We start from the raw sequence: 11,708 nt of genomic DNA, 5'->3' as shown, positions 1-11,708 counted from the left end.
GCACCTCATGAACCAGTCATCCGGCCGTTTGCGGCTGCTCCTGAGCAGCGTCTTCACGATGCTGCTGGTCGCGGCCGCGGCCCTCACCATGCCGGGCACCGCTCACGCCGACACCGTCGTCACCACCAACCAGACGGGCACCAACAACGGCTACTACTACTCGTTCTGGACGGACGCGCCGGGAACGGTCTCCATGAACCTGGCCTCCGGCGGCAGTTACAGCACCTCATGGCGCAACACCGGGAACTTCGTCGCCGGCAAGGGATGGAGCACCGGCGCCCGTCGCACCGTGACCTACTCGGGCTCGTTCAACCCGTCCGGCAACGCCTACCTGACCCTTTACGGCTGGACGGCGAACCCGCTCGTCGAGTACTACATCGTCGACAACTGGGGCACCTACCGGCCGACGGGCACGTACAAGGGCACCGTCACCAGCGACGGCGGCACGTACGACATCTACAAGACGACGCGGTACAACGCCCCGTCCGTCGAGGGCACGCGCACCTTCGACCAGTACTGGAGCGTGCGGCAGTCGAAGCGGACGGGCGGCACCATCACGACCGGCAACCACTTCGACGCGTGGGCCCGGGCCGGGATGCCCATGGGCAGCTTCAAGTACTACATGATCATGGCGACGGAGGGCTACCGCAGCAGCGGCAGCTCCAACATCACCGTGCGCTCGTGACCGTGACGAAGAGGGCGCGCCTCCCCCTCCGGGCCCTGGTCACGGCCCTGACGGTCCTCACCACGGCGGCCACCGCCACGCTCACGGCCACCGCCGCCCCGGCGCGGACCACCGCCTGTACCGGATACGTCGGACTCACCTTCGACGACGGCCCGTCCGGCACCACCACCAGGCTGCTCGACGCCCTCCGGCAGAACGGACTGCGGGCCACCATGTTCAACCAGGGCCAGTACGCGGCCGCCAACCCGTCCCTGGTCCGGGCCCAGGTCGCCGCCGGCATGTGGGTGGGCAACCACAGCTACACCCACCCGCACCTGACCCGGCTGAGCCAGGCACAGATCGACTCCGAGATCTCCCGCACCCAGCAGGCCGTGGCGAGCGCGGGAGGCGGCACCCCGAAGCTGTTCCGTCCGCCGTACGGCGAGACCAACGCGACGGTGAAGTCGGTCGCGGCCCGCCACGGCCTGACCGAGATCATCTGGCACGTCGACTCCCAGGACTGGAACGGCGCGAGCACCGACGCGATCGTCCAGTCCGTCGCCCGCCTCACCGACGGCCAGATCATCCTCATGCACGACTGGCCCGCCAACACCCTCGCCGCCATCCCGCGCATCGCCCGGACCCTGGCCTCCCGGGGCCTGTGCGCCGGAACGATCTCCCCCCGAACGGGCCGCGCGGTGGCCCCGTCCTGAACACCGGGCGCGACGGCCCGGGACCGTCGCGCCCCAGGCCGGTTACGAAGGGACGGCTCGGACGCCGGGGCGTGCGCACGCCCCGGCGTCCGCCGTACTTGAGTACGCGTGCTCATGACGGCCCCCGCTCCGCTCCTCGATCCTGGACGTATGACACAACGGGGAATGGTGGCGGCCGGAGCCGCGCTCGTCAGTGGGGTGCCCGTGGCCGCCTGGGGGCTGATGGGACAGCAGAACCACGACGGGCTGCCGGCCGGTGAGCTCGACTACGCGTTCCAGCCGTGGGACATCGGCGACGGCGTGGCCGCGGTCGCCGGAGGGCTCGCGCTGGTGCTGGCGGTGGCCGGTGCGACGGTGCTCGTGCGGGGCTCGCTGCGCGGGGCGATGGACCGGCGGTGGTGGGGGGTGCTCGGGCCACTGGTCGTGCTCGGGCTCATGGCCGGGGTGGGGTGGCGGATCCTGACCGCAGGGGGCATCGGAGCCAACATCGGAGCCGGGTTGCTGATCGTCTTCGGTACGCCGATCGCCGCCGGGCTGCTGCTGTGGTCCCTGGCCTGGGCGTTCTGGCTGGTCACCCAGCGCCATGGGCACGAGGGCGGCAACGACGTGGGCGGTTTCGCCTCCCGCGGGGTGTAGCGCCCAGGCCGTGGCCGAAACTCCACGCCGGGCGGGAGGCGGGAGGGGCGACATCCGTACCTCACCTGGACGTTCTTCTAGGTTGGTGGGCGGTCCCCCTTCCCCACCCCCCAGGAGGCCCCGCCGTGTCCGATGACAGGCTGCGCGACCGTATCGACACCTCCACGCCGCACTCGGCCCGCTTCTGGAACTACTTCGTCGGCGGCAAGGACAACTACGAGGTCGACCGCGAGATCGGCGACCAGATCAAGTCGATCTTCCCGGGGCTCGTCGACGTGGCGGTCACGAGCCGCCGGTTCCTGGGGCGGGCCGTCGGACACCTGGCCGGTGAGCGGGGTGTACGGCAGTTCCTGGACGTCGGCACCGGCCTGCCCACCGCCGACAACACCCACGAAGTCGCGCAGCGCGTCGCACCCGACGCGCGGATCGTCTACGTGGACAACGACCCCGTCGTGCTGGCCCACGCCAACGCGCTGCTCACCAGCACCGCCGAGGGCAGGACCGCCTATCTGGACGCCGACCTGTACGACCCCGAGGCCGTCCTGGAGGCCGCCGCCGGCACGCTCGACCTGTCGCGGCCGGTCGGCCTGATGATCCTCAACACCCTCGGTCACGTCGCCGACTACGAGCAGGCCCGCGAGCTGGTGCGGCGGCTCATGGCCGGGCTTCCGGCCGGCAGCCACCTGGTGATCAGCGACAGCACCGCGACCAGCGAGGGCATGATCGCCGCGTCGAAGGCGTACAACGCCAGCGGGGCGGTGCCGTACCACGTGCGTACGGTCGCCGAGATCGCCGGGTTCTTCGAGGGCCTCGAGCTGGCCGAGCCGGGGGTCGTGCGGGTGCCCGAGTGGCGGCCGGAGACTTCCGGCGACGCCGGTTCCGGTGCCGCCGTGGACGCGTACTGCGGAGTGGGGCGCAAGCCGTAGGCGCCCCCGGTCACCCGTCCGGGTCGATCACCTCAGCCCCTCGGCGCCCCCACGCGATAATCAGGACATGTCCGCCCCTCCCCCCGTCTCCGAGCCCGCCGGCCGGCTTCTCGGTGATCTGCTGGCGGTGGGTGAGGCCCACTCCCTCGTCCTCGCCGGCGGCTACGCGGTGCTGGCGCACGGCCTCGTGGAGCGGGCCGGGCGGGACGTGGACGTGGCCACCGAGCACCCGGCCGCGATGGAGGTCATCGCCGGCACCGTCCGGTCCGGGCTGGTGGGGCGCGGCTGGCTCGTGCGGACCCTGGAGACCGAGCCTCTGTCCGCCCAGTTCCTGGTCACCGACGCGGCGAGCGGCGCGGAGTGCGAGGTCGGGGTCCACAAGGAGATGCTGTGGCGCCCGCCCGTGCGGACGGAGCTCGGTCCGGCGCTCTCCCTCGAGGACCTGGTCGGCACCCGGGTGCGGGATTTGGCCGACCGCGGACTCGCGCGCGACCTGGTCGACGTGCACGCCGCCTCGGCCCGCTGGAGCCACCCCGAGCTGGAGGAACTCGGCCGCCGGCACGCACCCGACACCTTCGACCTCACCGACCTCCAAACCCGGCTGACCGGCACGGACTGGCTGGACGACAGGGCCTTCACCGTCCACGGTCTCGACGCCGCCGCCGTGCCCGAACTGCGCCGCTGGGCCCAGGAGTGGGCCGACGACATCGCGGAACGCCTCATCGAGGGGGAGGCCCCGCAGGAGGAGTGACCCGCACGCCTCTCACGAGACTGACCGGTCGGTACCCTGACCCGATGGGGAACGGGGCAGCCGGGCAGGTGGGAGTCGTCGCCGCGCTGGTGCGCGCGGCGTTCCTGGTCGACGGTGTGTACGCGGAGACCAGCCGGGCCCACGGACTGACGCCGCAGCAGGGGCAGTTGCTGTGCGTGCTGATGCCACAGCCCTACGGGATGAGCGAGCTCGGCGAGACCCTCGGGCTGGCGAAGTCGAGCCTGACCGGACTGGTGGACCGGACGGTCCGGCGGGGGCTGGTACGGCGGGAGGCCGATCCGCGCGACGGGCGGGCCGTGCGGGTGGGCCTGACGGACGAAGGAGCCGCGCTCGCCCGCAAGTTCTACGCCGAGACCTGCCGCCGCATGGAGGCCCTGCCGTCCGGGCTGAGCGGCGCCGAGCGGGACCGGCTGGCCGTGCTGTTGTCCCGGGTCGTGGTGGACAACGAGGTTCCCGAGGTGTTCGTCGAGACCGGGCCGCTCGCTGTCCCCGGTGCCGGTGAGGGCCTGTCGTTCGGATCAGGCGGGCTGTGAGGGACGGCTCCTGCCGGCCGGCCCGAGCCCCGCGGCACCGGGAGGACCCGAACGACAGGCCGCCGGCGCACGTCCCGTCAGGCCGACCGTGAGGCTCGGAAGGGCGGGCAGGTCGGTGCTGTACTCGCGGACGGCGGCGGGTCAAGTGCTGGTGGAGGCAGCCGAGGCCCGCAACCGGTCCGGCACCCGACGGAGCTAGGGTCCTCTCATGACGACAACCAACGGTTCCTCTCCCCTCGATGTCGAGATCGGTGCGCTGCAGGGCGGTTCCGCCGACCTGTCCCAGTACGCGGGCAAGGCGGTGCTCGTGGTGAATGTCGCCTCCAAGTGCGGCCTGACCCCGCAGTACACGGGCCTCGAGAAGCTCCACGAGCAGTACGCCGCGCGCGGCTTCAGCGTCCTCGGCGTGCCCTGCAACCAGTTCCTGGGGCAGGAGCCCGGCAGCGCCGACGAGATCGCCGAGTTCTGCTCGGCGACGTACGGCGTGACCTTCCCGATGACCGAGAAGGTCGAGGTCAACGGTGAGGGGCGGCACCCGCTGTACGACCGCCTGACCGGCTTCGCCGACGCCGAGGGGTACAGCGGGGACATCCGCTGGAACTTCGAGAAGTTCCTCATCGGCCGCGACGGCCGGGTGGTCGCCCGCTTCTCGCCGCAGGCCGAGCCGGACTCGGCGGAGGTCGTGGCCGCGATCGAGGCCCAGCTGGCCTGAAGGCGGCCGGCGGGGCGTTGACCTTGCCCCTGGGTCAGGCCGGAGTGTCCTCGTCATCGGGCGGAAGAGCCGCCCGATGACGGAGGATGCCGTGGTGGACGGACCGGAACGGGACCTGGAACTGCTCACCATCGGGGCGTTCGCCGCGCGCGCCCGCCTGTCGGCGAAGGCGCTGCGGCTGTACGACCGGCTGGGCCTGCTGGCCCCGGCGCACGTGGACGAGGCCACCGGCTACCGCTACTACCGCGCCGGGCAGGTCGAACGGGCCCGGCTCGTGGCCATGCTGCGGCAGCTGGACATGCCGCTCGCCCGGATCGCCGAGGTGGTCGCGGCCGGCGACGGGCCCTCGGCCGCCGCACTGCTCGGCACGTACTGGGCGGACGTCGAGGCGCGGGTGGCGGGGCAGCGGACGCTTGCCGAGTACCTCCGTGGACGGCTGTCGGGGAGGAGCTCCGAAATGTACGGGAACTTCACGGTCGAGACGGTGGAGGTGCCCGCCCAAGTGGTGATCTCCGAGAAGCGGCACACGCTGGCGGACGAGCTGCCGACGTGGATCGGTGCGGCGCTTCACCGGCTGAAGGAGGCGGCCCGGGAGTGCGGGGGCGTGGCCGGAGTGCCGTACGTCGCCTATCACGCGGAGGTGTCGATGGAGAGCGACGGCCCCGCGGAGGCGTGCGTGCCGGTGGCCGACGAGGCGGCGGCCCGGGCCTGGGCGGAGCGGCGGGGGAAGGCGTGGGAGACGGCGGTGCGGGTGGAGCCGGCCCGGCGGCTGGCGTACACCAGGATCACCAAGGCGCAGGTGGCGCACCCGCAGATCCTGGCCGCCTTCGAGGCGGTGGAGGAGTGGATGGCGGCGGAAGGGCTGACGGCGACCGGCCCCTGCCGGGAGCTCTATTTCGCGGACTGGGCGGCGGCGGGCCCGGGGGATCCGGTGTGTGACGTGGCGTTCCCGCTGAGCTGATCCCGGAGTTCTCGGGGCACAAGCGGAGCCCTCTCGGCAAGGACGGCGATTCTGGTCGAGAGGGCTCTGTCGGTGGTGCTTGTGGTGCTGTCGATCGCGGGGGTCAGGCCTTGACCGAGGCCACGAAGGCGCTCCACGCGTCGGCGGGAAACGCCAGTTTGGGACCCTCGGGGATCTTGGTGTCCCCGAGCTCCAGGGCCTCGTCGACGGTCGACCTGACCATCACGCACGCGCCGTTGTTGTTGGTGTAGGAGGACGTCGTCCACGTTTCCGTGGCGCCCAGACGAATTGCCATGTTCGCTCCGTTGCCAGTTGCGTTTACGCCAACCGGTGCTGATGGTTGGCGTGATCGACGCTACTCGCCAACATCCTCGTTCGGAGCAGCCATTCACTCGACTGGATGGCATATTCCAGGGGAGACTTCCAGTCAGGCGTGTCCGGGGTGTAGCATCCCGCGCTTTTGCCCACCGGAGGTCCGCTCCCGACGTCAGGTCAGCGCGCGTACTCCTTCGCCACCCGCTCGATGAGCTGCCGGGACTGGTCCACGTTCAGCGACTGGGCGCGCAGGTGCTCGTACATCACCGTGTACTTCTGCACGTCGAGCGGCTTCTCCAGATACAGGTCGCTGGTGACGCCCTCGATGTAGACCACGCTCGAATCGGCCGCGTCGGCGAACTCCAGGATCGAGTACTGGCCGTTGATGCCCGCGTGCGCGCCGACCTCGAACGGCAGGACCTGCACGGTGATGTGGGGCAGCTGCGAGATCTCGATCAGGTGCTCCAGCTGCTCGCGCATCACCGGCCGGCTGCCGACGATCCGGTGCAAGGACGCCTCGTCCAGGACCACCCACAGCCGCAGCGGGTCGGTGTCGGCGGTGATCCGGCCCTGCCGGCGCAGCCGGACCTCGACGCGCTTGTCGTTGTCGGCCTCCGACGCCTCGGGCGAACCGCCGCGGATGATGGCCTCGGCGTACGCGCGGGTCTGCAACAGGCCGGTGATGATCTGGGGTTCGTACACTCTGAGCGACTCGGCGTCGGTCTCCAGGCCGATGTAGACGCTGTAGGGGATGTCCCCGAAGGCGTGCCACCAGCCCTGCTGCCGGGAGTCCTTGGCCATCTGCATCAGCGAGTCGACGATGCGCTGGTCCTCGACCTCGTAGACCCCGCACAGGTCGCGGACGTCGCGCTGGCTGATGCTGCGCCGCCCGTTCTCCAGGCGGCTGATCTTCGACTGCGACACCAGCAGCCGCTCGGCGACCTCTTCGGCCGTCATGCCCTTGAGCTCCCGGAGCCTGCGGAGCTCCTGGCCCAGCCGGCGCCGCCTGACGGTGGGATTGACATTGGACGCCACGGGACGTGCACCTCCGGCTGCGTGCCTCTACTTTGCGTATCTGCTGTTGAGCAGACTGCCACCAAGGTGCTTACTACCGCTGGGAAACGGTGGATATGCGACGGGTACACGCCAGTTGGGGCACGGCACGCCGAGCGGGGCGAAGAGAGTGTGCGCTCTCTCCGCCCCGCTCGGACAGCGGCTCCCGTGACCGGGTTCGTGGGTCCCGTGATGCGTGTGCCGGTCGTAGGTCGTGCCGGCGCGGCGCGGCTCAGTGGGCCGCGACGCGCGCCATGGTTCCGTGGCGCGGTTGCATCGGAACGCCTCGAGCGGGTTCCGATGCGGGCCTGGCTCCGCCGGCGGCCTGACGGCCGGACGGTGCCGGGCTGCGGCGCGGCTGGGCCGCGACGCCGTTCTGGACGTCCATCACCGCGTGCGCGACGAGGCCGCCCATGGGGTCGTGCCTGATCAGGTCCCGCAGCCGGGATCGAGAGGAACGCCCCTCGTTGCCCGGGTACAGGTGCTTGCCGAGGCCGACCGCGTGAGCGAGGGCGGCGAGTGCCGCGGTCCGCGGGTCCGGCGGTACGCCGGTGCGGATCGCGGAGTCCAGCCGGGCCCTGATCTCCCGGCTGATCTCGTTGTCCGTCGCCTGATAGCGAGTCGTCGGCAGCACTCCGCACATCTGGCCGGCCACGGCGTGCACCATGCCGCACCGCTCCAGATGCGAGAGGTAGGTCTGGCGAAGCCCGAGACGCGGCCCGCCGATCCAGTGGACGGCACGCACGGGAGCGCCACGCCGTCGCAGCAACTCCAATGCGCAGTCCAGTGTTGGATCTCCTGTCGGCCGTGGTGCCACCACGGCGATACGATCCCCGTCTGGGGCTATCCGTCCGGCCAGCGCCAGCTCCACTAGCTGTGCTCCGGCCAGACCGAGGTCGAGCGACTGCGGCTGAGCGGTGGTACCCGTGGTCGGGTCCAACGCCAGCAGCAGAAGCTCCTCCGGAAGTGTTCTGCGGCTCCTGCCCATCCATGCCTCCCCGCGTGGATGAAAGACAGGGTGACCCCTCTCACATTGGTCTGTCGAGGGTGCGTGACCGGTTCGTAGTGGAACCAGCAGGTATGTCGTTCTCGTCTACCGGATGGGTTTGGCCCGCACACAGGACACTGGTACATGGTTCGGACAGCGCCGAGCGGTGTCACGGGCGGCGGTTCACGGTTCGGTACGCGTACGCGGGGAGTGCGGCGCGAGGAGGAGGCATCGGTGGCGGGCGAGTCCCCCGACAGGTCGAAGCAGCGCGAGTCGTCGGCACGAAGGACGTCGGGGAGCGCGAGTCCGGTTCCGGAGGCCAGGAGCGAAGCCGCCGACCCGCGGCTCGCGGTGGCCCGGGACGCGGAGAAATCCTCGGCGCGGGGTGCTGCCGACACGGCGACCCGCGTGCTGTCCACCCGGACGGCGGAGGGCCCGGAGAACACCGAGGGCGCCACGCGTGGCTCGGACACCGAGAGCGACGCCGAGCAGGATCCGTCCCGCTCCGCCGAGGGCTCCGAGGGGTCCGGGGGGCCCGGGGCCGGGGAGCCCTCCGCCGCCGAGGGTGGTGACGGGCGGCTACGGGATGCGGTGGCCGCGTGGGTCGCTTCGGCGGACGGGGGCGAGAAGCCCGCCGCCAAGGGCGACGGCGAGGACGCCGAGGGCGGCCGAACGGCTGCCGAACACACGGCCGAGCCCACCGAGGCAGACACGGACGAGCCCACCGAGGCCGACACGGACGGCCAGGAGGCCGGGAAGGCCGCCGGGGTGCCGGAGGCCGGCCCGGACGCCGAGGACGCACGTACGGCCGGGTCCGCGGACGGGCCCGCGAGGAACGACGCCCACGCCGGGGACGCCGAGCGCGCGGACGGGCCTGCCGAGAGCGGCACGGGCACGGACGCCACGGGCCGCCGTGAGGCCGAGCGCGACGAGGCGCCCCAGGACGCCGTTGACGCGTCCGACGGGGCCGACGAGGCCGAGGCGGACCGTTCCGCCACGCACGGCAGCGTGAGCGCCACGGCGACCGGCGAGAAGACCGGCGACAAGGCCTCCAGGCCCGCGGACCCTCGAATCCCCAGCCCGGCCAAGGCCACGCCGAAGGCCGCCGACGCCAAGGCCGAGCCCGAGGACGCCGTCCCCCAGGACGCGCCCGAGCCCGCCGACGCCAAGGCCTCGGCCAAGGACGCTGAGCACACGCCCGCGCCCAAGGCCCCCGCCGCCAAGGACACCGACGCCGAGGCCACGCCGAAGGCCGCCGACGCCAAGGCCGAGCCCGAGGACGCCGTCCCCCACGACGCGCCCGAGCCCGCCGACGCCAAGGCCTCGGCCAAGGACGCTGAGCACACGCCCGCGCCCAAGGCCCCCGCCGCCAAGGACACCGACGCCGAGGCCACGCCGAAGCCCGCCGACGCCAAGGCCGAGCCCGAGGACGCCGTCCCCCACGACGCGCCCGAGCCCGCCGACGACGAGGACGCCGGCGGCAAGGCCGCGCCCGAGCCCGCCGACGGCAGGACCGCGCCCAAGGCTCCCGGCGCCGAGAACGCCGAAGCAAAGCCCTCGCCGAAGGACGCCGGCGACGAGGACTCGGCCGAGGACGCTGAGCGCACGCCCGCCTCCAAGGCTCCCGACGCCGAGGGTGCTGCCAAGGCCCCCGCCGTCACGGGCGACGCCCCCGGGGACGAGTCCGGCGCGACCAAGGCCGGCGGAGCCGCCGGCAGCGGCACCGCGCCCGCGTCGGACGACGACGCCCCGGCCGAACACCCCGTCGACCAGCCCACCGCCGTCTTCAAGGCCGTGCGGCCGCCCGTCGACCAGCCCACCACCATGCTGAAGCTCGGGGGCGGGACCAAGGACGCGCCCGAGAAGGACGCCGAGCGGACCAGCAAGTTCGTCGCGTTGAAGCCCTTGGACGAGCCGGCGGCCAAGAAGCCGGTCCCGGCCGAGGCCACCGCGCCCGTCCCCACCGTCGGCCCCGAGCGGACCACGCAGCAGCCTCTGCCGCCCAAGCCGCCGCTGGATCTGCTGGCCGAGCTGACGAACACCCCGCCGCCCCCGGAGACGCCGCTGCGGACGGCCGCCCGGCGGGTGAAGATCTGGACGCCGCTGGTGCTGCTGCTGGTGGTCGTCTTCGCGGTCGTGCAGAGCGTGCGCCCGCTGCCCACACCCACCCTCGAACTCACCGCCGAGGACAGCTACACCTTCGAGGGCGGCAAGGTCGACATCCCCTGGCCCACCCAGGGCCAGGCCGCGCTGGACGTCCAGGGCATCGGCACCTTCGGCTCCTCCGGTGAGCAGAAGCCCGTCCCGATCGCGAGCGTGGCCAAGGTCATGACCGCCTACCTCGTCCTGCGCGAGCACCCGCTCAAGAGCGGCGAGGACGGTCCGAAGATCCCGATCGACCAGGCCGCCCAGGACCAGTCAGACGCCGGGCAGGAGTCCACCGTCGACGTCACCAAGGGCGACAAGATCACCGAGCGGGAGGCTCTGGAGAGCATCCTGATCGCGTCCGCGAACAACGTGGCGCGGCTGCTCGCCCGCTGGGACGCCGGGTCCGAGAAGGCGTTCGTGCGGAAGATGAACGACGCCGCCGAGGACCTCGGCATGAAGAACACGACGTACACCGACCCCTCGGGCCTGAACAACACGACCGTCTCCACGGCCGTGGACCAGGTGAAGCTCGCCAGGGCCGCCATGCAGCAGCCCGTCTTCCGCGAGGTCGCGACGATGATGTCGTACGTCGACTACAAGGGGAAGAAGCACGACAACTGGAACCGGCTGGTCGGCTACAACGACGTCACCGGCATCAAGACCGGCACCACCACCTCGGCGCTCGGCAACCTCGTCTTCGCGGCCAGGAAGGACGTGAACGGCGAGACCCACCGGATCATCGGCGCGGTCGTGCGCCAGCCCGCCGGCGGCCCGGACAACACGATCCTGGGCGCCGCGCTCCACGAGGGCGACAAGCTGATCCGGGCCGCGCAGGGCGCGCTGGAGTCGGCGACGATCCTGAAGAAGGGCGAGGTCGTCGGGTACGCCGACGACGGTCTCGGCGGCCGCACGCCGGTCGCCGTCACCGAGGACGTCACGGCCGTCGGCTGGGCGGGGCTGTCCGTCAAGCTCACGTTCGCCCGGGACGACCTGCCGCACACGGCCAAGGCCGGCACGAAGGTGGGCACGCTCACCGTCGGCGACGGCACGACCAGCGCCGTGAAGGTCCCGGTCGCCCTCCAGAAGGACCTGGTGGAGCCGGGCTTCGCGGCCAAGCTCACGCGAATCGGCTGATCCGGGGCGCGAGCCCGCACCACCGCACCCCGCCGGTGACGGCCCGTCCGGGCGCTGCCCGGCGGGGTGCGTGCTAGCGTCCCGAATCGGGACAGGTCGCCGTTCGCGGCGGCGCGGCGGCGAAGCCGAGAACAGAAGACGGGACACGGGGAG

The 11,708-nt window shown here is 72.0% G+C and carries 12 protein-coding genes; 9 read left to right on the top strand and 3 right to left on the bottom strand.

Features of this window, described 5'->3' with window-relative positions; all coding sequences use genetic code 11:
• The first annotated feature begins 7 nt into the window (after window positions 1-7).
• The 8 genes from ACIQHQ_RS12830 to ACIQHQ_RS12795 all read left to right on the top strand — a co-directional run bounded on the left by ACIQHQ_RS12830 (window position 8) and on the right by ACIQHQ_RS12795 (window position 5,917).
• Entirely contained in the window at window positions 8-685 is a 678-nt protein-coding gene (locus ACIQHQ_RS12830) for a glycoside hydrolase family 11 protein (protein WP_402611963.1), read from the top strand.
• Window positions 682-1,377 carry a polysaccharide deacetylase family protein gene (locus tag ACIQHQ_RS12825; RefSeq protein ID WP_402611962.1) on the top strand — a complete coding sequence of 232 codons (696 nt, stop codon included), beginning with the start codon at window positions 682-684 and terminating at the stop codon, window positions 1,375-1,377. The genes ACIQHQ_RS12830 and ACIQHQ_RS12825 overlap by 4 nt, the downstream gene beginning before the upstream one ends.
• Before the next feature lie 150 nt (window positions 1,378-1,527).
• A complete protein-coding gene (locus tag ACIQHQ_RS12820) occupies window positions 1,528-2,013 on the top strand; it encodes a hypothetical protein (RefSeq protein WP_402611961.1) in 486 nt (161 codons plus the stop codon).
• Between the two features lie 125 nt (window positions 2,014-2,138).
• The gene (locus tag ACIQHQ_RS12815) at window positions 2,139-2,939 is read left to right on the top strand and encodes an SAM-dependent methyltransferase (protein WP_402611960.1); all 801 of its coding nucleotides are present in this window, start codon (window positions 2,139-2,141) and stop codon (window positions 2,937-2,939) included.
• 67 nt (window positions 2,940-3,006) lie between these two features.
• Complete coding sequence (locus tag ACIQHQ_RS12810; protein WP_402611959.1) at window positions 3,007-3,690, top strand: nucleotidyl transferase AbiEii/AbiGii toxin family protein; 684 nt, start codon at window positions 3,007-3,009, stop codon at window positions 3,688-3,690.
• Between the two features lie 44 nt (window positions 3,691-3,734).
• The gene (locus ACIQHQ_RS12805; RefSeq protein ID WP_402611958.1) at window positions 3,735-4,244 is read left to right on the top strand and encodes a MarR family winged helix-turn-helix transcriptional regulator; all 510 of its coding nucleotides are present in this window, start codon (window positions 3,735-3,737) and stop codon (window positions 4,242-4,244) included.
• Window positions 4,245-4,452: 208 nt separating this feature from the next.
• Window positions 4,453-4,956, top strand: coding sequence for a glutathione peroxidase (locus ACIQHQ_RS12800; RefSeq protein WP_402611957.1), 504 nt, complete (start codon window positions 4,453-4,455; stop codon window positions 4,954-4,956).
• A 76-nt stretch (window positions 4,957-5,032) separates the two neighbouring features.
• Window positions 5,033-5,917, top strand: coding sequence for a MerR family transcriptional regulator (locus tag ACIQHQ_RS12795; RefSeq protein ID WP_402611956.1), 885 nt, complete (start codon window positions 5,033-5,035; stop codon window positions 5,915-5,917).
• A 103-nt stretch (window positions 5,918-6,020) separates the two neighbouring features.
• Here the strand turns inward: ACIQHQ_RS12795 and ACIQHQ_RS12790 are convergent, their stop codons facing one another.
• The 3 genes from ACIQHQ_RS12790 to ACIQHQ_RS12780 all read right to left on the bottom strand — a co-directional run bounded on the left by ACIQHQ_RS12790 (window position 6,021) and on the right by ACIQHQ_RS12780 (window position 8,273).
• Entirely contained in the window at window positions 6,021-6,212 is a 192-nt protein-coding gene (locus ACIQHQ_RS12790) for a DUF397 domain-containing protein (RefSeq protein WP_102912542.1), read from the bottom strand.
• A 197-nt stretch (window positions 6,213-6,409) separates the two neighbouring features.
• Complete coding sequence (locus ACIQHQ_RS12785; RefSeq protein WP_402611955.1) at window positions 6,410-7,267, bottom strand: helix-turn-helix domain-containing protein; 858 nt, start codon at window positions 7,265-7,267, stop codon at window positions 6,410-6,412.
• A gap of 250 nt (window positions 7,268-7,517) precedes the next feature.
• Complete coding sequence (locus ACIQHQ_RS12780; RefSeq protein WP_402611954.1) at window positions 7,518-8,273, bottom strand: GPP34 family phosphoprotein; 756 nt, start codon at window positions 8,271-8,273, stop codon at window positions 7,518-7,520.
• Between the two features lie 234 nt (window positions 8,274-8,507).
• Between ACIQHQ_RS12780 and ACIQHQ_RS12775 the strand changes: the two genes are divergently transcribed.
• Window positions 8,508-11,555, top strand: a complete 3,048-nt coding sequence (locus ACIQHQ_RS12775; protein ID WP_402611953.1) for a D-alanyl-D-alanine carboxypeptidase — start codon at window positions 8,508-8,510, stop codon at window positions 11,553-11,555.
• Window positions 11,556-11,708: the final 153 nt, after the last annotated feature.

The organism is Streptomyces sp. NPDC092370, from assembly GCF_044755265.1.
Lineage (GTDB): Bacteria > Actinomycetota > Actinomycetes > Streptomycetales > Streptomycetaceae > Streptomyces.
The sequence above is the reverse complement of the archived record's forward strand: the minus strand, read 5'-3'. Positions and strand labels throughout refer to the sequence as shown.

What these genes read in the sequence shown, in the direction of transcription:
- ACIQHQ_RS12805 (WP_402611958.1), top strand. Translation starts at nt 3,735, where the DNA reads ATGGGGAACGGGGCAGCCGGGCAGGTGGGAGTCGTCGCCGCGCTGGTG.
- ACIQHQ_RS12830 (WP_402611963.1), top strand. Translation starts at nt 8, where the DNA reads ATGAACCAGTCATCCGGCCGTTTGCGGCTGCTCCTGAGCAGCGTCTTC.
- ACIQHQ_RS12820 (WP_402611961.1), top strand. Translation starts at nt 1,528, where the DNA reads ATGACACAACGGGGAATGGTGGCGGCCGGAGCCGCGCTCGTCAGTGGG.
- ACIQHQ_RS12810 (WP_402611959.1), top strand. Translation starts at nt 3,007, where the DNA reads ATGTCCGCCCCTCCCCCCGTCTCCGAGCCCGCCGGCCGGCTTCTCGGT.
- ACIQHQ_RS12800 (WP_402611957.1), top strand. Translation starts at nt 4,453, where the DNA reads ATGACGACAACCAACGGTTCCTCTCCCCTCGATGTCGAGATCGGTGCG.
- ACIQHQ_RS12795 (WP_402611956.1), top strand. Translation starts at nt 5,033, where the DNA reads ATGACGGAGGATGCCGTGGTGGACGGACCGGAACGGGACCTGGAACTG.
- ACIQHQ_RS12780 (WP_402611954.1), bottom strand. Translation starts at nt 8,273, where the DNA reads ATGGGCAGGAGCCGCAGAACACTTCCGGAGGAGCTTCTGCTGCTGGCG.
- ACIQHQ_RS12790 (WP_102912542.1), bottom strand. Translation starts at nt 6,212, where the DNA reads ATGGCAATTCGTCTGGGCGCCACGGAAACGTGGACGACGTCCTCCTAC.